This window comes from Serratia sp. MF1(2023) (assembly GCF_030954545.1).
In the GTDB taxonomy this organism is placed as follows: Bacteria; Pseudomonadota; Gammaproteobacteria; order Enterobacterales; family Enterobacteriaceae; genus Serratia; species Serratia sarumanii.
This window is the reverse complement of the sequence record NZ_JAVHUX010000013.1, coordinates 83,850-107,169: the sequence shown is the minus strand read 5'-3', so window position 1 is coordinate 107,169 and position 23,320 is coordinate 83,850. Positions and strand designations below refer to the sequence as shown.

The window sequence follows — 23,320 nt, the reverse complement described above, 5'->3', positions numbered from 1 at the left end:
TTATCAAGCCTTTTGATGATAATTATTAGCACGCTGCGAAATTATTCATCGCAGTGATGTTACGGATTAAATCCGTTTGCTTAAGGGATAGTTTCACCATGGAAATCAATGTTAATGGCCGGGTGGTTTCACTCGGCGATATCTCGCCCGAGACCCCGCTGCTGTATGTTTTACGCAACGATCTGCAATTGAACGGCCCCAAATACGGCTGCGGCCTGGGGGAGTGTGGCGCCTGCACGGTGCTGATCGACGGCGTCGCCGCACGCTCCTGCTCAATGCCGCTGTCCGCCGTAGGAAAAAAATCCGTCACCACGCTGGAAGGCCTGGGCACCGCGGAAGCGCCGCATCCGGTACAGCAAGGATTTATTGATGAGCAGGCGGCGCAGTGCGGTTACTGCGCCAACGGCATGATCATGACGCTGGTCGCGCTGTTCGAACGCGAGCCGCAGGCCGACGAACAAACCATCAAGAAAGAGCTGGCCTACAACCTGTGCCGCTGCGGCACGCATATCGAGATCTTGCACGCCGCCGAGCGCGCCCGCGATCTGCTGGCCGCGCGGAGGCAAGCATGAGCCGCCTCGAACTGACCCGCCGCCAGCTGCTGCAGGCCGGCGGTGTGGTGATGGTCAGCAGCCTGCTGCCTGCGCCATTGAGCGCCTTCGCCGCCGAGTCGGTTGCATCGCCCGCCGATCTGCCGCTGGATCGGGTGGACAGCTTTATCAGCCTCACCGCCGACGGCCGGGTGACGGCGTTCAACGGCCACGTCGATCTGGGCACCGGCATTCGCACCGCGCTGGCGCAGATCGTCGCCGATGAAATTTGCGTGCCGTTTGATCACGTCACGATGATCCTTGGCGATACGCAACGCACGCCGGATCAGGGGCCGACCATCGCCAGCGCCACCCTTCAGGTGACCTCAGTGCCGCTGCGGCAGGCGGCGGCGCAGGTGCGGCACCTGCTGACGGCGCTGGCGGCCAAAGCCTTCGAACTGCCGGCCGAACAGCTGACGGCGGCGGCGGGGCAGGTATTTGTGACCAGGAACCCAGGGCGATCGCTGAGCTATGCGCAGCTGGCGAGTGGGCAAAATCTGCACGTGATGCTGGATAAAAACGTGCAGTTGAACAGCGAACGGCAGAACCACTATGTGGGCCGCGCCGTGCCCCGGGTCGATATTCCGGCCAAGGTCAGCGGTGGGCTGACCTACGTCCACGACCTGCGCTTGCCCGGCATGCTGCATGGCCGCGTGGTGCGCCCGCCATACGTAGGCGCCGACAGCAGCGCGCCGTTGGGCGGCGGCCTGCTGTCGGTGGATGAAAGCTCGATCGCGCACCTGCCGGGCATCGTGAAACTGGTGGTGATCAACGATTTCATCGGCATCGTGGCCGAGCGCGAGGAGCAGGCGATCGCCGCCATGCGCCAACTGAAAACCGAATGGAAACCCTGGGCCGGGTTGCCGGATCTGTCGCCGGAAGCGCTGCCCGCCGCGCTGGAGGCCAATCCGAAAACCGACCGCGTGCTGCGCGACGACGCGGGCACTGACGCCGCGCTGGCATTGCTGCATACCGCAGTGCAGGCCGACTATGTCTGGCCTTACCATCAGCACGCCTCGATCGGCCCTTCCTGCGCGGTGGCGGAAGTCAAAGACGGGCGGGCGCAGGTGTGGTCCGGCACGCAAAACCCGCACGATCTGCGCAAAGACATCGCCAGGCTGCTCGAGCTACCGCCTGGGCAGGTGCACATCACCCGCATGGAGGCCTCCGGCTGCTATGGCCGCAACTGCGCCGACGACGTCTCGGCGGATGCGGCGCTGCTGGCGCGGGCCACCGGCCGGCCGGTGCGCGTGCAGCTGATGCGCGAACAGGAATCCGGCTGGGAGCCGAAGGGCACCGGCCAGCTGATTCGGGTGCGCGGCGGCCTCGACGCGCAAAACCGGGTGGCGGCCTACGAATTGAAAACCAGCTACCCCTCCAACAATGCCGTGACCTTGCCGCTGGTGTTGACCGGCAAAGTGGCCAACCGGGCCGACGTGCAGCAGATGGGCGATCGCACCGCCATTCCGCAATACGAGTATCCGCACATGCGGGTGATCTGCCAGGACGCCGCGCCGATCGTGCGGGCTTCGTGGATGCGCGGCGTTTCGGCGCTGCCCAACGTGTTCGCCCATGAGTCCTGGATCGACGAGCTGGCCTGGCGCGCCGGCGAGGATCCGATCGCGTTTCGTTTGCGCTATCTGAACGATCCGCGCGCGGTGGCCTTGATTGAAGCCCTGAAACGGCAGGCGAACTGGCAAGACGGCCCGGCGCACCGCTCGCGCGCCGCCGGCGCCGAAGTGGTGAGCGGCCGCGGCTTCGCCTATGCGCGCTATTTTCACAGCAAATTCCCCGGCTTCGGCGCCGCCTGGGCGGCCTGGGTGTGCGATCTCAGCGTCAACCGCCGCTCCGGGCAGATCACGCTCGATAAAATCTTCGTGGCGCATGACTGCGGCCGCATGATCAACCCGGCCGGGGTGCGCCATCAGGTGCACGGCAACGTTATCCAGTCCGCCAGCCGGGTGCTGAAAGAGTTCGTGACCTTCAACAAGACGGGGGTGACGTCATTGGACTGGGGCGGCTATCCGATCCTGCGTTTCGACGAGTTGCCGCAGATCGATATCCAGCTGATCGATCGCCCGGAGGAAGCGCCGATGGGCGCCGGAGAATCCGCCTCGGTGCCGAGCGCGGCGGCGATCGGCAACGCGCTGTTTGACGCGCTCGGCGTGCGCCTGCGCGAGGTGCCGTTTACGCCGGCGCGGGTGCTTGCCGCGCTGCGCGCCCAGGCCGGCCATTAATCCCCGTCACGAACAAGGACAGCAAAGATGAGTAAGATGAAAAAGATCGCCGGGTGGGGCGGGGTTACGGTGCTCGCCGTGGTGGTGGCCGGCGTTGTCGCCAGTTGGCAACCGGAAATCGCGCCGCTCGCCGCCGATGCGACGAACAGTTTTAGCGAGGCGCAGATCGCGCGCGGCAAAACGCTGGCCGATCTCGGCGATTGCGCGGTGTGCCACACCCGCTCAGGCGGCGAGCGCAACGCCGGCGGGCTGGCGATGGCGATCCCCTTCGGCACCATTTACAGCACCAACATCACGCCGGACGTGGAAACCGGCATCGGCAACTGGAGCTACGCGGCGTTTGAACGCGCCATGCGCCACGGCGTCGATCGCCAGGGCCGCTACCTTTATCCGGCGTTTCCCTATACCGCCTTTACCCGCACGAGTGACGACGATCTGCAGGCGCTGTACGCCTACCTGATGTCGCAACCGCCGGTCAACTATCGGCCGCCGGTCACCGATCTGCACTTTCCGTTCAATATCCGCCAGGGCATCTTCGCCTGGAACCTGCTGTTCCTGACGCCGGGCGCGATGCAGGAAAACCCGGCCCAAAGCGCCGCCTGGAACCGCGGCGCTTATCTGGCCGAAGGGCTGGGGCACTGCAGCGCCTGCCACTCGCCGCGCAACGTGTTGTTCGGCGAGAAAACCGGTAGCGACCACCTGGCCGGCGGCGTGGCGGAAGGCTGGACGGCGCCGGCGTTGACCGGCCGCTCGCCCGCGCCGCTCGATTGGACGCAGCAGGATCTGGTCGATTTCATGCGTACCGGCTACTCGGCCAACCACGGCGTGGCCGCCGGCCCGATGGCGCCGGTGATCGAAGAAGGGTTGTCCCGCTTGCCGCAGGCGGATCTGCAGGCGATCGCCGTCTATCTGCGCAGCTATCATCCTGAAACGGCGGCGGGCGCGACGGCGGCCACGTTGAACGCTAAGGCGGAGCGGCAGGTCGAGCCCCTGAGCTCGCAAGGCGCGCGGCTGTTTTCCGGCGCCTGCATGGCTTGTCATGCGCAGGAAAAGGGCGCGCCGATGGCGGGGGTGCGGCCTTCTCTGGCGCTGAACACCAACCTGTTCGCCGAGGCGCCGGACAACGCCATTCGCGTGGTGCTGGATGGCATACAGCGGCCGGCGAACGCCGAACTGGGCTATATGCCGGGCTTCCGCCATAACCTGGATGACGCGCAGATCGCCATCCTGCTCAACTATCTGCGGCAGCACTACGCCGGTCAGGCGCCGTGGCCCGATCTGACCGCGCAGGTCAGCCGTTTGCGCGCCGAAACCGCGCAGAAATAGCCGTCGGGGGCTGGACAGCCGCGTCGCGTTGGCGACAATAGGATCTTTCACATGGACAGGGGCAGTAAAATGAATACGTTAGACGCAATCCGCCAGCGCCGCGCCACCAAACAGTTTGATGCGCAGCACGTGATGACGCTCGAAGAGAAAAAAGCGTTGCTGACTATCGCGCTGCAGGGCGCACCCAGCGCTTTTAACCTGCAGCACTGGCGCCCGCTGCTGATCGAAGATCGCGCCCAGCGCGAGAAAATTCGCGAAGCGGCGTGGGGGCAGGCACAGGTCACCGACGCGTCGATGCTGGTCGTGCTGTGCGGCGATCTGTCGAGCTGGGAGTCACAGGTAAAAAACGTCTGGGCCGAGGCGGCGGAGCCGGTACAGCAGTTCATGATCCCGGCCGTCGATCAGTATTATCGCGGTAAGCCGCAGGTGCAGCGCGACGAAGTGATGCGCAGCAGCGGCATCTTCGCCCAGACGCTGATGCTGGCGGCCAAGGCGCAGGGCTACGACTCTTGCCCGATGGACGGGTTTGATTTCGACGCCGTGGGCGAGATCATCAACAAACCGGCGCACTATCAGATCGCGCTGATGGTCGCCATCGGCAAGGCGGCGGGGCAGCCTTATCCGCGCATCGGCAAACTGCCGTTCGACGAGGTGGTGAAAACCGATCGTTTCTGAGCTGAGCGGTGAATGACAAAAGGGAAGGCTTGCGCCTTCCCTTATTTTTTTGCGACGCACAGTTCGTTCCAGTAGCTGAAACGGATGCGCCGTTGCAGGCGGTGATGCCACATGGCCAACTCCTTCTACCCTACACGGTGTAAATAAATAACACCGCGCCGGTCGCAAGACGAATGCCTTATTGTGCATAGCTTGCCCGCCGGACGGGATTAACCGGTTTTATCAGCCCGCCGGGCGACCGGCGAGAGCCGCCAGCCGAAGTTCATGCCCGCCGCGGCGCCCAGGATCGCCAGCGTGCCCAGCAGCTGTAACAGACTGAGGCGGTGGCCGAACGCCGCCCAGTCCACCACGATCGCCACCGCCGGGTAGATGAACGACAGGGCGCCGACCAGAGAGGTGGGGATCTTCTGAATGGCGCCGTACAGCAGCGTGGACATCAAGCCGGTATGCACCAGGCCGAGGGTCGCCAGCAGCAGCCAGTCGATCGGGGCCGCAGGTGGCGTGGCCAGGCCGGCGAACGGCGCCATCACCAGCGCGCCGACGGTCAGCTGAATCAACACGATCAGCTGCGGCGGCAGCGCGGCCAGCTGTTTGACGATCGCCGCCGCAATGGCGTACATCAGGGCCGCGCCCAGCGCCAGCGCCACGCCGAGCAGATAGTCATCGCCGCCGCCGTTTTGCCGGCCAGTGACGATCAACACCATTCCCGCGAACGCCAGCAGAAGCCAGCCCAGCCGATTAGCCGTCAGTTTTTCGCCGAACAGCAGCGCCCCCAGCGCCACCAACATGAACGGCTGAACGTGGTAGGTAACGGTGGCGACCGCGATCGAGGCATGCGCATAGGCGGCAAACAGCAGCGTCCAGTTGAGCACCAGGGCGATTCCCCCCAGAATGGCGAAGCTCAGCTGGCGCCGGTTGATCGCGCCTGATTTCAGCTGACCGAGTGCGGCGCAGGTCGCCAGCATGGCCAGCGCGCCGAACGCGCAGCGCCAAAACACCACCGTCGCGGGCGGCTGCCCTAAAACGAGCACCGGCCACCCCACGGTGCCGGAGATGGTCATGGCGAGGATCATTTGCACTGCGCCGCGCGTTTTCGTTTTCATGTGGTTTCCCTCGTCGCCTGCCCGCACTTGCGGCAAAGCGGTGCAATCATTAAAATGAACAATCGAACATTATGATGAACATGAATACGAGTGTTCGTCAAGTCGAACAAATGGATGGTATAGCGAACAACGAGCGATAGCCTAATGCAGAACATCACGCCGATCGGCCTCTTGTCGGCGGCGATCCGCCGCGAGCGGGAGCGAGTGAACCTGTCCGTCACCGAACTGGCGAAGCGCGCGGGCATCGCCAAGTCCACGCTGTCGCAGCTGGAAGCCGGCAGTGGCAATCCCAGCCTGGAAACGCTATGGGCGCTGGCGATGGCGCTGGATGTGCCGGTCAGCCGGCTGATTTCACAACCGAGCAGGCAGGTGCAGGTGATCCGCGCCCATGAGGGTACGCCGGCGCTGTCGGAGCAGGGCAACTACGCCGCCACGCTGCTGGCCACCTGCCCGCCGGGGGCACAGCGCGACATTTACCGGCTGCGGGTGCAGCCCGGAGAAGCCAAGCTTTCCCGGCCGCATCCTCCCGGCACCGTCGAGCATGTGATTATCAGCAGCGGGCGCGCGCGCCTGGGGCCGGCAGACCAGCCGCAGGAGCTGAGCGCCGGCGATTACATCAGCTATTCCGCCGATCGCGAGCACGTTTTCGAAGCGCTGGAGCCGGAGACCACCGCCGTGATGCTGATCGAACAGGGCTAACCTGGGCGTTGACGGTTCGTTTATTGAAAATGATTCTCAATTATATTAGTGTGCCCGCCTGTTTTGACGCCGGGACGGGCGCGTAGCCCGGCGTCGCTGTTTATTGCCCTTCAAGGACCGAAGATGAAAATCGCTATTCCTTCCCTGCTGTTATTCGCCGGTTTGACGGCGACGCACCCGGCCACCGTGTTGGCCGTCGCACCGCACGCCGCGGCGGATCAGGGCCAGAACGACACGGCCAACAACGATTTCAGCTTCGTACGCTATCGCGCGGATTACCGCGTCAACGCCAACGCCACCAACGTGAAGACGGAAAGCTACGAAGTGCTGCTGAAGACCAAGGCGGCGGTCGAGAAATTCAGCCAGATCCGCCTGAGCTACAGCGAAAAAATGGAAACGCTGGAGGTGGTCGCCGCCTACACGCTGACCGCCGACGGCCAGCGCCACGACGTGGCGCCCGATCGCATCTATACCCAGGAGAGTTACTCCAGCGCCACGGCGCCGCTGTATGCCGACCGTAAAGTGCGCGTCATCGTGTTCTCCAACCTGGCGCCGGGATCGCGCGTGGTGTATGAGCTGCGCCGCACGCAAAACACGCCGTATTTCCCCGACTATTTCGGCCTGTGGGAGACGTTCAGCGTTTTCGATCAGTTCGACGATGCCGAAGTGACTCTGCAGGCGCCGGCCAAGCTGCCGATGCATATTTTCACGCGCGGCGTGGCGGGCGGAGACCAGCCGCAGATCCGCGACGGGCAGGCGCACTGGCGCTGGCATTATTCACGCAGCGCGCCGATGAAATCGCAAAACTGGGCGGCGGACAGCTGGACCTTCAGCCCGACCATCATGGCCAGCACCTACCGCGAGTGGCCGCAGTTGGCCAAGGCCTACCAGCTGAAGGCCGGCGCGGCGGCGAAGGTGACGCCGGGCATCCAGGCGTTGGCGGACAACATCACCGCCGGCATCAGCGATCGGCGCGAGCAGGCGGAGGCCCTCTATCGCTGGGTGGCGCAAAACATTCGTTACGTGGCGGTGTATCTGGGCAACGGCGGGCTGGAGCCGAATTCGGCGCAGAGCATTCTCGACAACCACTACGGCGACTGCAAGGATCACGTGGTGATCCTGGAGGCGCTGCTCGCCGCCAAAGGCATTGCAAGCTCGCCGGTGCTGATTGGCATGGACGAAGGCCCGATACTGCCTAAAGTGCCGCTGCTCAGCCGCTTTAATCACGCCATCACCTACGTGCCGGAATTCAAACTGTACCTGGATTCCACCAATCCGTGGGCGCGCTTCGGGCAACTGCCGGAAGGCGATCTGGGGGCGCCGGTGCTGCTGACGCGCGACGCCAAACTGGCGCGCACGCCGGGCAGCGACGAGCAGCCGGTCAAGAGCGCGCTGAGCGTCGATTTCGTGTTCGACAAAGCGGGTAATCTGCACGGGCAAACCGAGCGTCGGCTGAGCGAAGTGGAAGAGATTGACCTGCGGGGCTACTTCTCGCAGATCAACCGGCAGAACCGGGCGCAGGCCGAAGCGTCGATCATGTCCGCCTCCGGCATCGACGGCAGCGGCGAGGTGGCGATGAACAGCGATCCGCTGGATCTCAAAAAACAGTTCGGTTACCGCTTCCGCTTCAAGGCGGACGACTACGTCGATTTCGGCGTGGTGGGTGGCATGACGCTGCCCAATCCGCCCGGCGGCAAATCGTTCCGCACGCTGTACACCACCACGGCGGCGCCGGGCAACGAAACGCCGTTCTACTGCAGCGCGCAGCGCTACGACGAAACCTACCGTCTGCAGCTGCCGGCCAACGTGCCGATCATCGCCATTCCGCAAGACAGGCAGTTCCGCAATGCGGCGGGCGACTATCGCGTGGCGTGGCGGCGCGACGGGCAGCAGGTGATCGTCAATCATCAGCTGCAGGTGAACGCCATTCGCGGCAAGGAGGCGCTGTGCCAGGCGCAGGATTACCCGGCGTTCCGCGAGCTGTTCCAGCAGGTGCGGCGCGGTTTCCGCGGCCAGGTGGTGTACGGCGAATTGGCCACCGGCAAGTAAGCCGATGCCCCGTCGCGCTAAGCGGCGGGGCGCACGCCTCAGTTGAACTCGCCCGCGACCTCGGACCACAGGCTGACGCGGCAGCCGCGCGCGGCGAAATAGTCCATTTCGCGCTTGATGCCGCCGCTCTCTTGCCAACCCGGCAAATCGAGCACGATCAACTCATCCATCGCCGCCATGAACAGGGCGTCGATCGGCGCCCACAGCCTGCCGATGGCGGTTTTGTCGAGCTCTTGCAAACACAGGTTGATCGGATGCGACATGCTGACCTGGCTAAAAACGGCGCTGCCGGCGCGCACGATAGCGGCGGCGACCTCGTTGCACGCTATAAAGCGTTGCTGCACGACGTTGGCGTCGGCGTGGCTGTAGGGGCAGGCCAAAAATATCTTTCTCATTACCGTTTTCTCTCTCAATAACTAGAACGTGGGGGAAAAAAAGGGCGCAGCTTTCCCGTGAGGCGGCGCCCCGTTTATTTTTTATGGCTCAGGGATAAATTCAGCGAGCGGCGGCGGCGATGGCCGTCGCTTGCCTTTGCGTCTGTTCTTTTTCCAGCAATTCGGCTTCCGGCACCGAGATCTTGATGGCGATCAGCACGGCAATCATGCCGCCGAAGAATTTACCCATCATGATCGGCAGCACCAGCGAAGGTTGGAAGTTGGCGGTAAACGCCAGGTGATCGCCCAACGTGGCCTGCGCACAGATGCCGAAGGCGACGCACAGCACCTTATCGCGCGCCCGCATGCCTTTGAACAGGTGATAAACCGCGATGATATTGGCCAACACCATAATAAAGCCCAGCGCGCCGGTATCTGATAAGCCGAGTTTTTTGCCGATGAAATGCATCGGCTTGCGGCAATAGCGCTGGAACAAATAACAAATGGGGAATGTGCCCGCCAACATAATGCCGATGTAACCGGCAATCTCGATGGCGCGGAATAATTCGTCTTTGTCGGCGAATAACGGATCGAATACCCAGCCGCCGAACACCTTTTTAAACACGCCGGTGAAATGCTCGATGATGCACAGCGCCAGCACCAGTTTGATAAAGGCGTCCGCCGCCTTGCCGAAGATCAGGAACCCCTTCACCATGGCCGCCGGCCGCAGCTTCAGGCCCAGCGCCAGCAGGAAACACAGGACAAACAGCGGCGACAGCAGCCGCAGCGCCTGCAGGAAGTCCAGCTGCAGGTAGTGCGCGGCGGGCGAGGTGGTGGAAATGATCTCCCTGACCGGCAGGTTATTGAAGGTGATGGTCACCAGGGCGATCAACACGGCGAACGGAATGCTGATCAGGCCCGCCATCGCGCCCAGCGCCAGATATTTATGGTCGTCGCGGTTCAGCATGATAAGCCCGACCGGGATCAGGTACACGATGCTGGCGCCGGAGGTGTATCCCACCAGCATGGCGACGATCCACATGTCGCGGTTGGCGGCGATGGCGTCGGCCAACTGATAGCCGCCCATGTCCACGGCGATCACCGCCAGCGCCGCGATTGAGGCGTCGGAGCCCAGCGCCGAGAAGAAGGGGCCGATGCTGTGCATGATCAGGTAAGAGATGATCGGGATCGCCGCCATGATACCCGCCTGGGCGAGAAACACCGGGCCGATGGCGTGAATGCCGTTGACGAACTCGCGCCCCAGTTCACCTTCCGGTTTGACGATCGACGCCAGCGCGCCGATCAGGGTGCCGGCCATGATGATATAGATGATGAAATTACCGAACTCAGCCATGGTGCTCCTCCTGCGATGAACGTAAGCCGCGCGAGCGCGCGATGATTTCCTGATAGCGGGCGAACCAGACCGCCATATCGACCTCGGCGGGCTCCGTCATTTCATAGCGGTTGAGCACCTTGAGCGGCTGTTCCATACCCAGCCCTTTACGCGCCAACTGCGCCACGCCCTGAGCGGTGATCTCTTTGTTGGCGGGCGTGACGATGCGCTTTTGGATCAGGTTGGCGAGGAACTGCGTGAAATAGCGGTTGGCGGACAGACCGCCGTCCACCGAAATGCTGTCGCCGATCGGTTTCAACTTATCCATGGCGTTGATCACCTCGGCGGAACGCATGGCGATGCCTTCGAGGATCGACTGCAGCAGATCCTTGCGTTCGGTTTCCAGCGACAGGCCGGCCCACACCCCGGCGGCGGAGCGATCCCAATACGGGCAGGCCAGCCCGGAAAGCGCGGGCACAAAGGCCAGGCCGCGCGCGATGGCCGGCTGGGCCGGAAAATCGCCGAATTCATCGAAGTCGTTGAACAGGCCTATCTTTCTCGCCCAGTTAATGGCGGAGGCCGCGTTATAAACGCCGCCGTCCAGGCCATACACCGGCTCGCTGCCGGGTAGCTTCCAGCACAGCGTGGGCAACAGGCCGGACTCGCCGGCGTCGATCGGGCGCGGCCCGGTGATCGCCTGTAAAAAGGCGCCGGTACCGAAGGTGATCTTCATCTGCCCCGGTTGATGGCAGCCGTGGCCGTATGTGCCGGCAAACTGGTCGACGATGCAGGCCGTCAGCGGCACCGGTTTGCCGTTGAGCGCGACGTCGCCGAAGTGGCCGATGTTGTCTCTGACCTCGGGCAGGCTGTCGATCGGCACGCCGAACAAACGGCACAGCTCCTCGTCCCACTGCAGGGTATGGATGTTGAACAACGAGGTGCGCGAGGCCGAGTTATAGTCGGTGAGATGCCGGCCGCACAGGTGGAACAGGAAGAAGGCGTCCATGGTGCCGAGCCGCAGGCGGCCGCGTTGCGCCAGCTGCCTGGCCCCCGGGGCGTTGTTCATCAGCCAGCCCATCTTGCTGGCGGAGAAGTAGGTATCGAGCGGCAGGCCGGTTTTCGCCATCACCAGCGGTTCGACGCCTTCGCGTTTCAGGCGCTGGATCTCCGGCTCGGTGCGCTGATCTTGCCAAACGATGGCGTTGTACAGCGGCAGGCCGCTGTCGGCGTCCCAGGCCAGCAGGCTTTCGCCCTGATGCCCTAAACCGATGGCGTCCACCATGTCGCACTGGCTGAGACAGCGGCGGATATTCGCCAAAATCTCCAGGGCGTCGTGTTCCACCCAGCCCGGATTGGGGGTGATTTGCTTGTGCGGCATGCTGGCCGGCGAATGGTGCCTGCCGTCTTCGCCGAACACCACGACCCGGGTGCCGGTGGTTCCCTGATCAATCGCGGCATAACGTTGATTCATCATTGCTTCGCTCTCTTATAGGTTTTGTTTTTTATTGTGCCTGGTGTTGGTTGTATGACCGTTTTAATAATCTATCTTCAATTTCACACATTAAAGCAACATAAATCACAAGATAAAATAACCCCGCGTGATCGACCTCATACTTTTTGCTTATAGCCGCGTTCTGCGGCTTTTTTTTGGGAGTTGTGTTGTTTTTGTCATTCCAAATGTGGTTATTGTGTGGTTTCATTGTGGTTATCACATCAAAACGGGACATCAGCATGATGGAAGAACAAACGGGTTGGGACATTGTCGTGATTGGCGGCGGTGTGGTCGGGTGTGCGGTATTCCGCAAATTCTGCCTGATGGGCGCCCGTACGCTGCTGTTGGAAAAGGGGGGCGATATCCTGTCCGGCGCCAGCAAAGCCAACAGCGCGCTGCTGCATACCGGCTTCGATGCGCCCAGCGGCAGCCTGGAGCTGCGTTGCATGCAGGCCGGCTACCGGGAATTTATCGCCATCCGCGAACGTATGAATCTGCCGCTGCTGCCCACCGGCGCGCTGGTCGTGGCCTGGGACGAGCAGCAGTTGGCGGTGCTGCCCGCGATCGTGCAGCAGGCGCATGACAACGGCGTGCCGGACGTGGCGCAGATCGACGCCGCCGAGCTGTATCGCCGTGAGCCGCAGCTGGCGCCCGGCGCATTGGCGGCGGTAGAGGTGCCGGGCGAGAGCGTGATCGATCCCTGGAGCACGCCGCTGGCTTACCTGACGCAGGGCGTCAAACACGGCGGCGACTATCGTTTCAATACCGAGGTGACCGGCGCCGAACGCTTGCCGACCGGCTGGCGGCTAACCAGCAACCGGGGCGAGTTTCACGGCAAAATCGTCATCAACTGCGCCGGCAATCAGGGCGACCGGGTAGAAAGTTTCTGCCATCAGCCCGAGTTTGAAATCCGCCCGCGCAAAGGGCAGTTCCTGGTGTTCGACAAGGCCGCCGCCGGGCAGGTCAACGCCATCATCTTGCCGGTACCGACGGCGATCACCAAAGGGGTGCTGCTGTCGAAAACCATCTTTGGCAATCTGTTGCTGGGGCCGACCGCCGAAGAACAGCAGGATCGCGAGACGGCGACGGTGGACGAAACCAAAATGCGTGAGCTGATCGAACAGGGGACGCGGCTGCTGCCCACGCTGGCAAATTACAGCGTGACCGCCAGCTATGCCGGATTGCGCCCGGCGACAGAGCAGAAACACTATCGCATTCAGCACTATCCCGAGCGGCAGTGGATCTGCGTGGCGGGCATTCGTTCCACCGGCCTGACGGCGGCGCTCGGCATCGCGCAATATGTGGAGCAGCTTTACCGCGACCATTTTACGCCGTGCTTCACGCCGACGGCGCCGCAGACCGTGCATTGGCCGCAGATGCCGATGCTTGCCGACTACGCGCTGCGCGATTACGCGCGCCCGGACAACGGCGGCATCGTTTGCCATTGCGAGCTGGTGACCCAGCGGGAAATCGAGGCGGCGTTCGATTCCGCCGTGCCGCCGGAGTGCATCGGTGGGCTGCGGCGGCGCACGCGCGTGATGATGGGGCGCTGCAACGGTTTTTATTGCAGCAGCCGGGTGGCGGAAATGGTGGGCGATCGTTTTGGCCAGACGCTGGCCGTAGGGAGCATTGATGAAAACTGAGTATCAGGTGGCGATTGTCGGCGCCGGGCCGGCCGGGATCGCCGCGGCGACCGCGCTGCGGCAGGCGGGGATCGAGGATGTGGTGCTCCTGGAACGGGAGCAGCAAGCGGGCGGCGTGCCGAGACACTGCCGGCACCCCACCTTCGGGCTGCAAACGTTTTACCGGCCGATGCTCGGCTCCACCTATGTCGATAAGATACTGGCGCGCGCCGGGCAGGTGGAGATCCGCACCGGCGTGACGGTGCTCGCCATCAAGCCGGACGGCGAGCTGACCATCACGGATCGCCACGGCGTCAGCACCTTGAAAGCGCAGCGGGTGATCCTGGCGACCGGCGTACGCGAGACGCCGCGCCATCCGCGCCTGGTGAGCGGCCTGCGGCCGCAGGGCGTGCTGACCGCCGGCGCGCTGCAGCAGTTCGTCTATCTGCGCGGGCTGCAGCCGGGCAAGGCGCCGGTGGTGGTCGGCACCGAGCTGGTCAGTTTCTCCGCGCTGTGGACGCTGCGCAACGCCGGCGTGCGCGCCGTCGCCATGATTGAAAGCGGCGGCAGACCCGTCGCCTGGCGGCTGAGCGCGCTCTATGCGCGCCTGATGGGGGTGCCGATTCATTATTATTCGCGGGTGACCGATATTGCCGGCCGCGATCGGGTCGAATCCATCGAGGTGGAGAACCGCCGCGGGGAGAAACGGCGCATCGCTTGCGACAGCCTGATCTTCACCGGCCGCTTCACCGGGGAGTATACGCTGATCCGCCAGAGCCACCTGGCGCAGCGGCCGGACAGCGGCTGCCCGCTGACCGATCAGTTCGGCCGCTGTTCCGACGCCGCCTATTTCGCCGTCGGCAACATGCTGCATCCGGCGGACATGGGCGACCAGTGTTATCAGGAAGGGCTGCGCGTTGGCGAAGCCGTTGCCCGTTCGCTGCGGCGCACGCTGCCGCCGGCGCGGCAAATGCTTCCGGTGCGGCACGACGAGCGGATCCGCCTGACCGCGCCTGCCAACGTGGCGCTGATCGGCAAACCCAGCACGGTCACGATCAATATGCGGGTGGAGCGGGCGGTGTCCGGTTCGGTGGTGGTGCGGCTGGGCGAGGAAGTGCTGTATCGCAAAACGCATCGCTGCCTGCCGGAACGGCGGATCCTGCTGCGCAATATCGCTTTGCCGGCCGACGGCGAGCGTGACGCGCTGCACATCAGCATCGAATCCGCCGGGTGAACGACGGCTACGGCTTGCGTCTAACGCCCTGAAACCCGTAGTATTCGGTCAGTTGACGCCGCGAGTCCGGCGGAGGCAGTCACTCTTACTTAAGGCAGCGAGTGTAATGTGAATGGATATCTCTAATTCCGTGGATAGGCGCAATGAAATACTGGCGCTGATCCAGGCCAACGGCCGGGTTTACGTGAATGAGCTGGCGGATAAATTCCAGGTTTCGCAGGAAACCATTCGGCGCGATCTGAACAAGCTGGAAGATTATCGCCTGATCAAGAAGATCCACGGCGGCGCGGTCAGCAGCCAGTTCAAATTCGAGCATGAATTCAATGAACGGGCCAAAATCGCCGAGGCCGAGAAGCGCGCCATCGCGGAGAAAGCGGTGACGCTGATCCAGCCGGGCGATACGGTGTTCGTGGATTTCGGCTCCACCACGCTGGAGTTCGCCCGGCAGCTGGCGACCGTCGATCAGCTGACGGTCATCACCAATTCGCCGCTGATCGCCAACGTCTGTCTGGAAAATGACTCCATCGACGTGGTGCTGATCGGCGGGCAGTTCATCGGCTCCAAAATGGAGTGCCTGGGGGCGATCGCGTTGAATAACATTGAGGCGTTTTTCGCCGATTACGCCATCATCGGCGCCGGCGCGGTCAATGTGCAGACCGGGGTGATGGATCAAAACGTCAATGAGGCGGCCATCGCGCGCAAAATGATTGCGCAGAGCCGCAAATGCATCGTGCTGGCGGACGAAAACAAGCTGCGCGGGCATGCGATGACCCTGGTGGCCAAATGGCCCGAGATCGATTATCTGGTGACCTCCGACAGCGGCAACGCGCTGGAGGGGCTGGTTTTCCCGGCCAACGTTAATGTGTTGGTCGCACAGGTATAAAGGGTTATGAGCAGCCTTCTCCGGGCCGAGCAACCCGGAGAAGGCCTTCAAACCGCTTTCCTCTAGGCGATCTTGACCTCACGCACCTCTTTGGATCTCAGCGTCACGCGAACTGGCACCGATTTGTACGAAGGCGTGCCGCTCTCCTCATCGATGTAATGCAACGGCACCAGCACGTTGGCCTCCGGATAGTAGGCGCCGACTAACAAATGTTATTGAACGCTATGAAGATGCAGGTAAAAATGCATAATAATCTATCAATATAATACTAAAATTAGAGAGCAGGTACTTTTAAACCATCAATACTCATAGCTATCAAGGGTTATTATATATATTTAGGAGAGGGAATAATTATGGCTGGCAAGAGAAAGTTTGTATCTGAGTTCTCTATTGGTATGACTTCAAAAGGATGGCTAATTTTTACTCCAGATCAACTTCACTCAGATGGAAGAATGAAAGAGGAACATCAAAACATAGCAGATAATAGTCATATTTATCTCATTTGTAAAAGGCCAAAAGCAATATGCAGTAAAGAGATGCTTCTGATAAACGATGGAATTCTGAGTGGAGAAGTTATTAGCAGAGTCAATGGAGAGGAGGTTATATCAACCTATAGTTTTCCTTTTAAATTTGAAAGTGGGGAGGAAAGTATAGTGGTGGCGGACTATCCTCATAAAAAAATTCATACGTTGGGTAGCGATGGCAAATGGATTCGATATTGGCCTAGTGACTTTCTAGCTTTATATACCAAGAATGAGATCTACCATGATTTGGAGGTGCTCTATGTAGGTCAAGCCTTTGCAGAAGGAAAAAGAACAGCAATGGATAGACTTAGAAGCCATTCAACACTTCAGAAAATCCTTGCGGATACTATGTGTGACTTTCCTGATGATCAAATATTTATAGTTACATTGGAATATGATGATTGCATACTAGCCTCTTCATTTAACAGTATGGATAAATCTAGTATCGGTGGGCAGGAGGATGATGGCAGAGGGAGGAGTATAATAGACCATCCTCTTTCAAAGAAAGAGATAATTTGCCTTTCCGAAGCTGGTTTAATTAGGTATTTTCAGCCGAAGTATAACGAGGTTTATAAAGAGAGTTTTCCAGCGGCTGACCAAAAGATTCTTTCAAACTGCTTGGGTTTGGATTTCTCAGGACTTTCTGTTGAAGTCGAGCTGTATGGTTCGGGTCTTAGATTGTTTTCAGAAAATATATTTGCACAACATCATCATATCGCGATGTTTAACTTGGCAGATGAGTCAGTTAGATTGGGCTTTTTCACCCATTGCGATGGTACTAATGTACCATTCACTATGGATGATGTTATTCCAATGACTAGATAAAGTATATCCTATTAACTGAGTGTGTAATTATTAACCTAGAAAAGCCGACTGCAGCCACTGACAGAATTACCGGATGAGCGGGTTATGTACGCTGTAGCGGTGCAGCAGCACTAAGTGGGCTGATCAAGTCGATGGCAAAACTATGGCAAGCGGCTTTCAGCAGCCGACCGGATCGAGGAAATTATTTCTGCCGAATTTCCGCGTAAGCAGCTGCCAGTGAGTAGCGGCCCGTCTAACCGGAGGCGGGCCGCCGGGGCGTTACTTGTTCACCACCAGGCCGACGCCGCGGCCGCGCGGATCGGACGCGGTTTCCGGCGTGCGGCCATCGATGCGGATGGCCTGAATATCCCCCATGTTCCAGCCCTGGTCTTCGAGGGTGTAGCCCATGGCTTTCAGCTCGTCCGCCGGTTTGCCGGTCAGCGGGGCAAAGCTGTCATAGTAGAGGGTGTCCTTCGGCAACAGCTGATGGTGCACGCGCTGGGCGGCCACCGCCTGCGCCAGCGGCAGATGGTAATCGTAGAGGTTGTTGATCACCTGGAAGATCGAGGTGAAGATGCGCGATCCGCCCGGCGTGCCGATCACCAGGCTGACCTCGCCGTCGCGGGTGATGATGGTCGGGCTCATCGAGGAGAGCATGCGTTTGCCCGGCTCGATGGCGTTGGCGTCGCTGCCCACCACGCCGAAGGCATTGGCGACGCCGGGTTTGGCGCTGAAGTCGTCCATCTCGTCGTTGAGCAGGAAGCCGGCGCCTTTGACCACCACGCCGCTGCCGAAGTCCCAGTTGAGCGTATAGGTGTTGCTGACCGCGTTGCCGGCGGCATCGACGATCGAGAAGTGGGTGGTTTGGTGGGTTTCCAGCCCCGGCCGCACCTGTTCGGTCGGCGAGATCGCCGTCGGGTTGATCTCGGCGGCGCGTTTCTTCAGGTAGTCGGGGGCGATCAGCTGCGCTTCCGGCACGTGAGTGAAATCCGGGTCGCCGAGGTAGTCGGCGCGATCGGCGAACACGCGTTTTTCGATTTCCGCCAGCAGGTGGATATAGCGCGCCGAGTTCAGCGGCACCCCCTTGAAATCGGCGGCGCGATCCTCTTTTATCCCCAGTAGCTGCGCCAGCGCAATGCCGCCGGAGCTGGGCAGCGGGGCGGTATATACGGTGTTGCCGCGCCAGCTGATGCGCATCGGTTCACGCCATTTCACCCGATAGTCGGCCAAATCCGCCGCGCCGATCAGCCCATTGTCGCGCTGCATTTGCGCCACCAGCAGGCGCGCGGTTTCGCCGTGATAAAAATCGTCGGCACCCGACTTGGCGATGCGCTCGAGCGTGGCCGCCAGCTCCGGCTGTTTGAACACCGCGCCGGGCTTCATGGCGCCGAAATAGTCGCCGAAGTTGGTTTTCCCGGCGAACAGCTTGTTGGCGTCTTCACGGTACTGATACTGCTGATCCGCCACGGTGAAACCTTGCCGGGCGTAGCCGATCGCCGGCGTCAGCAGTTCGGCCCACGGCAGCTTGCCGAAGCGTTTATGCGCTTCCCACAACCCCAGCACGGTGCCCGGCACGCCGGCGGCGCGGCTGCCCACCAGGCTAAGATTTTCGATCACTTCGCCTTTCTCGTTCAGATACATAGTTTTGCCGGCGGCCTTGGGCGCCACTTCGCGGTAGTCGAGGAAATAGGGTTTGCCGTCGACGTACAGCGTCATAAAGCCGCCGCCGCCGATATTGCCGGCTTCAGGGTAGGTGACCGCCAGGGTAAAGGCGGTGGCGACCGCTGCGTCGACCGCATTGCCGCCGGCCTGCAGAATGTGCGCGGCGACGTTAGCGCCATACCGATCCGGGGCGGCGACCGCACCGGCGGTGAGATCGGCGGCAAAGGCGGCGGGAAGGGGGCAGGCCAGGGCCACGCTCAGAGCTATCGTTTTCAATAAACCGGCAGACATAGACGATCCTTTTAGCGATGTTCAGTTATCAGGTGAATTCAACTAATTATTTTGAAACAGCAGGTTAGCGCGTTTTCTTCGGGCTGTTGCGGCGCTTTATTGAAGGTAGCAGCGGTCAGGCGGGGCCGCCTGACCAGAGTGGCGAATCGTGACGTGGCGCGTTATGCGCCGGCGGGCAGCGCCGACTGCAGCCATTGGCAGAAGTGGCGGGCGAGCGGGTTGTGTTCGCTGTCGCGGTGCAGCAGCCATGCCCAGTTGGCGCCGCGCACACGTTGCTCGGTTAACGGTTGCAGCAGCCCGGCGTCGTGCGCGTGCTGCGCCAGCAGTTGGCTGACCAACGCGATGCCGAGGCCGTTGCAGGCGGCGTCCAGCAGCAGACCGGGATCGGAGAAGTTCAGCCCGCTGTCGCGCTGGCCGACGTGCGCGCCGCCCGCCACCGTCCAGTGGCTCCAGTCCATCTCCCGTTCGCCGTGCAGGGTCACGCGCTGCTCCGCCGCCAACGCCAGCAGGCTGGGGTGGCAGGCGGGATAAAGCCGGTCGCTGCAGAGCAGGTTAAAGGTGCAGTCCGCCTGCGCGCTGAGATCGTCGCGGATCGCCAGATCGATACTGTCCGTCGCCATATTCGGCGGTTCAAAGCTGGTGAACAGCCACAGGTCGACCTGCGGATGCTGCCGATTGAAGTCGCCCAGCCGCGGCGTCAGCCAGTGGCGGGCGAAAGCCGGGGTGGTGTTGACGATCAGCTGGTTGGGTTTGCGGTACTGATCCAAACGGCGAATGCCGACCGCCAGCTGTTGCAGCATCACCTGCGCGGTGCTGAACAGATCGTGGCCGGCGTCGGTCAGCGCCACGCTGCGGCCGGTGCGGAAGAACAGCGGCTGCTCCAGAAACGCTTCGAGGCTGCGGATCTGCTGGCTGATGGCCGACTGGGTAAGGTGCAGCTCTTCGGCTGCCTGATGAAAACTGCCCAGGCGCGCTGCCGCTTCGAAACCGCGCAGCGCGCTCAAAGGGGGCCAGTGTTTTAACATTATCGATAAGCCTGCCTAATCAGATATCCACTAAATATATCGTTTGTCGCGGTGCCAGGGGAAGACTAGCATAAGATTCAACCGCATAAACGTGAATTATTCGTTTAACTTTTTGAATTATAAATGATTAAAGGAGGTCTTCAATGTCAACTCGTCGCGTGTTTATTAAACAGCTTTCCGCCGTTGCCGGGGTCGGTTTGACGGCCTCGTTAGGCATTCCGTTACGCAGTCACGCAGAAGCTGCGCTTAATCCGGCCTGGCGGATGCCCGACGAAGGGGAACCGCAGCAGCGGGCGTTTCTCGCCTTCGGCGCGCAGCGGGCCATCTGGGGCGAATTCACGGCGGATGTGCAGGCGGCGCAGGGGCGTATCGCCCGCGCCATCGCCGAGTTTCAGCCAGTGACGGTATTTTGCCGCGGCAATGAACGGCAATTGGCCGAGGCCACCTGCGGCAGTCACAACGTCAGCTATGTCGTCACCGAGCTGGATGACATCTGGGTGCGCGATTTCGGCGCCAATTTCGTCGTCAACGGCGCCGGCGAACTCGGAGCGGTGGATTTCAACTTCAACGGCTGGGGCAATAAACAGCGGCATGCCAGGGATGCGCGCCTGGCGGCGTTTGCCGCCAACCGCTACGGCGCTGTTCAACTGCGCCGCAGCGCATTGGTGGGTGAAGGCGGCGGTATCGAAGTGGACGGGCACGGCACCGGCATCATGACCGAGAGCAGCTGGGTGAATGCGAACCGCAATCCGGGCTGGAGCCGGGACCGGGTGGAGCAGGAGCTGAAAGCGATGCTCGGCCTGCGCAAAATTATCTGGCTGCCGGGCATTAAAGGCCGGGACATCACCGACGCCCACGTCGATTTTTACGCCCGCTTCGTGCGGCCGGGCGTGGTAGTGGCCAACCTGGACACCGATCCGGCCTCTTATGACCATGCGGTTACCCAGCAACATCTGGCGATCCTCAAGGCGGCGACCGACGCCGACGGCCGCCGGCTGCAGGTGCATACGCTTTCGCCGCCGCTGGCGCCGCGCGACAGCCGATTCAGCCGTAACAACCCGGACTTTGCTGCGGGCTACATCAACTATTTCGTCATCAACGGAGCGGTGATCGCCCCGGAGTTTGGCGATCCGCAGGCGGATCGGGCGGCGCTTGCGCTGCTGACGGCGCTCTATCCGCAGCGCAAGGTGATGCAGCTGGAGATCGACGCCATCGCCGCCGGCGGCGGCGGCATTCACTGCGTGACCAGCCAACTGCCAAGGCACGGTCGGTAATACCGCGCAATGTTCAAAAAATGCGCACCGGGTTGTTTGTCACGATCGGCTGTGGTTGGCTTAGCGCTGACACAAGGAGAAAATCATGACCGATTCACCCTCGACCATTCCCACCTGGTATCGCGATCCGCGCGCGGAAGAGGCCATGGCCGATGGCCATGCGCCCATCTGGCGCCATCTTATCGGCCTGGTGCCGGAAAACGAACTGTCCGGCGTGAAGGTGCTGGATTTCGGCTGCAATCAGGGCGGTTTTCTGCGCCTGCTGTACCAGCTCCGCCCATTTCAGCAGGGGCTTGGCGTTGATATCGCTCGCCGGTCCGTCGATGAAGCCAACCGGCTGAAAGGGCATCTGCCGGTGGTTTATCAAACCGATACGCGGCTGAACGGCTGGGACGACCATTTCGATATCGCCTTCAGTCATGAGGTCATCTATCTGATCGACGATATTGCCCAGCATGCTGCCGATATACTGCGGGTGCTGAAGCCGGGCGGCGTTTACTATACGGTGACCGGTTGCCACACCGGCAACCCGCTGTGGCCGCAGTGGCGTGAACGGGTGGCTGCAGATACCCATACCGTGGTGCAGGATCGGTCGCTGGCCGACTATGCGCGCATTTTCTCCGCCGCGGGGTTCCAGGTCTCTGCCCGCAGGCTGGGCTTTTCCGGCTTCGTGCCCTATGAACCGGACGGGTGGATGCCGGATATCGCGGCGGCAATCGACTACTATTGGCACACCAAAACGGTGTTCAGGCTGGTTAAACCCTAAAAATCCTACGTGGCGCAGCCCCAAGCTGAAGTGGAGCGCTTTCTTGCATTGGCTAAAAACCGCTGCGCCAGTTTGCTGAAACCACGCTGAGCGATATTGCTCCACCGTTTCCCGCTTCGACAAGATTTTACCGAATCCTTACGCAACCCTTTCAGAAGCGAATGTCGGCATTCGATATATTGAGAATAGTCATTCTCAACAGGATCGTATTGCAATGCAGAGGAAAACGCTTTTGGTGCTCGGGCTGTCGCTGTTGTTGGCCGCCTGCGATGGGCAAAACGCCGGTGCGCCAGCCGGCGCGGGCGCGGAACAGGAGGTCGGCGTGGTCACGCTGCGCGGCCAGTCAGTGACCCTGAGCAGCGAGTTGACCGGCCGGGTCAACGCCACCATGACATCCGACGTGCGGCCGCAGGTCGACGGCATCATCAAGCAGCGGCTGTTTACCGAAGGGGCCGAGGTCAAGGCCGGGCAGGTATTGTATCAAATTGACCCTGCCAGCTATCAGGCCAGCTACGATCAGGCCGCGGCCCAGCTGAAAAACGCCCAGGCCACGGTGCAATCCACCCGGCTCAAATCGCAGCGCTATGCGGCGCTGGTGAAAGAGAACGGCGTTTCTCAGCAGGATGCGGACGATGCCAAAGCCGCCTATCTGGCGGCCGTGGCGTCGGTGGCCCAATATCAGGCGGCGCTGGAGACGGCGCGCATCAACCTCGCTTATACCCAGGTGCGGGCGCCGATCGCCGGCCGTATCGGCATCTCGTCGGTGACGCCGGGCGCGCTGGTCACCGCCAGCCAGAGCGATGCGTTAGCCACCATCCGCGCGCTCGACCCGATCTATGTTGATCTGACCCAGTCCAGCGCCCAACTGCTTAAACTGCGACGCCAGCAGGCGGCGTTACAGCGCGGCGCGGTCACGCCGGTCGCCATCAAGCTGGAGGACGGCACGCCTTATGCTCACGCCGGCAAGCTCGAGCTGACCGAGGTGGCGGTGGACGAAGCCACCGGTTCGGTCACGCTGCGCGCGGTGTTCCCCAACCCCGAACATGAATTGTTGCCCGGTATGTATGTCCACGCCACGGTGGCTAACGGCGTCGATCCCAAAGCCATTCTGGCGCCGCAGCAGGGCATAACCCGCAATGCCAAAGGGGAAGCCACCGCGTTGGTGGTGGACGAACAGAACAAAGTGGCGCAGCGCACCGTCAGCGCCGAACGGGTGGTGGGCAGCAATTGGCTGATCGGCAGCGGGCTGAACGAAGGCGATCGCCTGATCGTCGAAGGCACCAGCAAGGTGACGATCGGCGCCGCGGTGAAGCCGGTTGAGGTTTCGGTCGACAAAACCCAACGCGGGGAGCAGTGA

The 23,320-nt window shown here is 61.6% G+C and carries 19 protein-coding genes and 1 pseudogene; 13 read left to right on the top strand and 7 right to left on the bottom strand.

Annotation, left to right across the window (positions count from 1 at the left end):
• Positions 1-98 precede the first annotated feature (98 nt).
• The 4 genes from REA38_RS07760 (at position 99) to REA38_RS07745 (ending at position 4,828) form a co-directional block, all read left to right on the top strand.
• Positions 99-572 (top strand): (2Fe-2S)-binding protein, encoded by a 474-nt coding sequence (locus tag REA38_RS07760; protein ID WP_164050386.1) that lies wholly within the window; start codon positions 99-101, stop codon positions 570-572.
• Complete coding sequence (locus REA38_RS07755) at positions 569-2,827, top strand: molybdopterin cofactor-binding domain-containing protein (protein ID WP_308885558.1); 2,259 nt, start codon at positions 569-571, stop codon at positions 2,825-2,827. Before REA38_RS07760 ends, REA38_RS07755 begins: the two co-directional genes overlap by 4 nt.
• Before the next feature lie 27 nt (positions 2,828-2,854).
• Positions 2,855-4,153, top strand: a complete 1,299-nt coding sequence (locus REA38_RS07750; protein ID WP_308885556.1) for a cytochrome c — start codon at positions 2,855-2,857, stop codon at positions 4,151-4,153.
• A gap of 69 nt (positions 4,154-4,222) precedes the next feature.
• A complete protein-coding gene (locus REA38_RS07745) occupies positions 4,223-4,828 on the top strand; it encodes a nitroreductase family protein (RefSeq protein WP_033632999.1) in 606 nt (201 codons plus the stop codon).
• A 209-nt stretch (positions 4,829-5,037) separates the two neighbouring features.
• Here the strand turns inward: REA38_RS07745 and REA38_RS07740 are convergent, their stop codons facing one another.
• On the bottom strand, positions 5,038-5,931 hold the full coding sequence (locus REA38_RS07740) for a DMT family transporter (RefSeq protein ID WP_039566050.1): 894 nt from the start codon (positions 5,929-5,931) through the stop codon (positions 5,038-5,040).
• 144 nt (positions 5,932-6,075) lie between these two features.
• Between REA38_RS07740 and REA38_RS07735 the strand changes: the two genes are divergently transcribed.
• Both REA38_RS07735 and REA38_RS07730 read left to right on the top strand, forming a co-directional pair.
• Positions 6,076-6,630: a helix-turn-helix domain-containing protein gene (locus tag REA38_RS07735; RefSeq protein ID WP_089187235.1), complete on the top strand. Its 555-nt coding sequence runs from the start codon at positions 6,076-6,078 to the stop codon at positions 6,628-6,630.
• Positions 6,631-6,753: 123 nt separating this feature from the next.
• Positions 6,754-8,679, top strand: a complete 1,926-nt coding sequence (locus tag REA38_RS07730) for a DUF3857 domain-containing protein (RefSeq protein WP_308885555.1) — start codon at positions 6,754-6,756, stop codon at positions 8,677-8,679.
• A gap of 38 nt (positions 8,680-8,717) precedes the next feature.
• Here REA38_RS07730 and REA38_RS07725 read toward each other — a convergent pair whose 3' ends face one another.
• The 3 genes from REA38_RS07725 to REA38_RS07715 form a co-directional block, all read right to left on the bottom strand.
• Positions 8,718-9,074: a DUF1937 family protein gene (locus tag REA38_RS07725; RefSeq protein ID WP_039566053.1), complete on the bottom strand. Its 357-nt coding sequence runs from the start codon at positions 9,072-9,074 to the stop codon at positions 8,718-8,720.
• Between the two features lie 100 nt (positions 9,075-9,174).
• Positions 9,175-10,407, bottom strand: a complete 1,233-nt coding sequence (gene eutH, locus REA38_RS07720) for an ethanolamine utilization protein EutH (RefSeq protein WP_308885554.1) — start codon at positions 10,405-10,407, stop codon at positions 9,175-9,177.
• Positions 10,400-11,860, bottom strand: a complete 1,461-nt coding sequence (locus REA38_RS07715) for a glycerol kinase (RefSeq protein WP_308885553.1) — start codon at positions 11,858-11,860, stop codon at positions 10,400-10,402. Before REA38_RS07715 ends, eutH begins: the two co-directional genes overlap by 8 nt.
• 257 nt (positions 11,861-12,117) lie before the next feature.
• Here REA38_RS07715 and REA38_RS07710 point away from each other — a divergent pair, with 257 nt between their 5' ends.
• The 3 genes from REA38_RS07710 (at position 12,118) to REA38_RS07700 (ending at position 15,617) form a co-directional block, all read left to right on the top strand.
• Entirely contained in the window at positions 12,118-13,521 is a 1,404-nt protein-coding gene (locus tag REA38_RS07710) for an NAD(P)/FAD-dependent oxidoreductase (RefSeq protein WP_308885552.1), read from the top strand.
• Positions 13,511-14,734 (top strand): FAD-dependent oxidoreductase, encoded by a 1,224-nt coding sequence (locus tag REA38_RS07705; RefSeq protein WP_039566062.1) that lies wholly within the window; start codon positions 13,511-13,513, stop codon positions 14,732-14,734. The genes REA38_RS07710 and REA38_RS07705 overlap by 11 nt, the downstream gene beginning before the upstream one ends.
• A 112-nt stretch (positions 14,735-14,846) precedes the next feature.
• Positions 14,847-15,617 carry a DeoR/GlpR family DNA-binding transcription regulator gene (locus REA38_RS07700; protein ID WP_039566063.1) on the top strand — a complete coding sequence of 257 codons (771 nt, stop codon included), beginning with the start codon at positions 14,847-14,849 and terminating at the stop codon, positions 15,615-15,617.
• Positions 15,618-15,679: 62 nt separating this feature from the next.
• Here REA38_RS07700 and REA38_RS07695 read toward each other — a convergent pair.
• Positions 15,680-15,820: pseudogene (locus REA38_RS07695) on the bottom strand (hypothetical protein); the annotation flags it as partial.
• 150 nt (positions 15,821-15,970) lie between these two features.
• Here REA38_RS07695 and REA38_RS07690 point away from each other — a divergent pair.
• Positions 15,971-16,966, top strand: coding sequence for a hypothetical protein (locus REA38_RS07690; RefSeq protein WP_308885551.1), 996 nt, complete (start codon positions 15,971-15,973; stop codon positions 16,964-16,966).
• 258 nt (positions 16,967-17,224) lie between these two features.
• On the opposite strand, the gene ggt is transcribed toward REA38_RS07690, so the two are convergent.
• The gene (ggt, locus tag REA38_RS07685) at positions 17,225-18,898 is read right to left on the bottom strand and encodes a gamma-glutamyltransferase (protein WP_049196918.1); all 1,674 of its coding nucleotides are present in this window, start codon (positions 18,896-18,898) and stop codon (positions 17,225-17,227) included.
• A 161-nt stretch (positions 18,899-19,059) separates the two neighbouring features.
• Positions 19,060-19,923, bottom strand: a complete 864-nt coding sequence (locus REA38_RS07680) for a LysR substrate-binding domain-containing protein (protein WP_033634584.1) — start codon at positions 19,921-19,923, stop codon at positions 19,060-19,062.
• Positions 19,924-20,066: 143 nt separating this feature from the next.
• On the opposite strand from REA38_RS07680, the gene REA38_RS07675 reads away from it, so the two are divergent.
• The 3 genes from REA38_RS07675 to REA38_RS07665 all read left to right on the top strand — a co-directional run bounded on the left by REA38_RS07675 (position 20,067) and on the right by REA38_RS07665 (position 23,320).
• A complete protein-coding gene (locus tag REA38_RS07675; RefSeq protein ID WP_308885550.1) occupies positions 20,067-21,197 on the top strand; it encodes an agmatine deiminase family protein in 1,131 nt (376 codons plus the stop codon).
• A gap of 85 nt (positions 21,198-21,282) precedes the next feature.
• Positions 21,283-21,963, top strand: coding sequence for a class I SAM-dependent methyltransferase (locus REA38_RS07670; RefSeq protein WP_308885548.1), 681 nt, complete (start codon positions 21,283-21,285; stop codon positions 21,961-21,963).
• Positions 21,964-22,177: 214 nt separating this feature from the next.
• Positions 22,178-23,320, top strand: coding sequence for an efflux RND transporter periplasmic adaptor subunit (locus REA38_RS07665; RefSeq protein WP_033634581.1), 1,143 nt, complete (start codon positions 22,178-22,180; stop codon positions 23,318-23,320).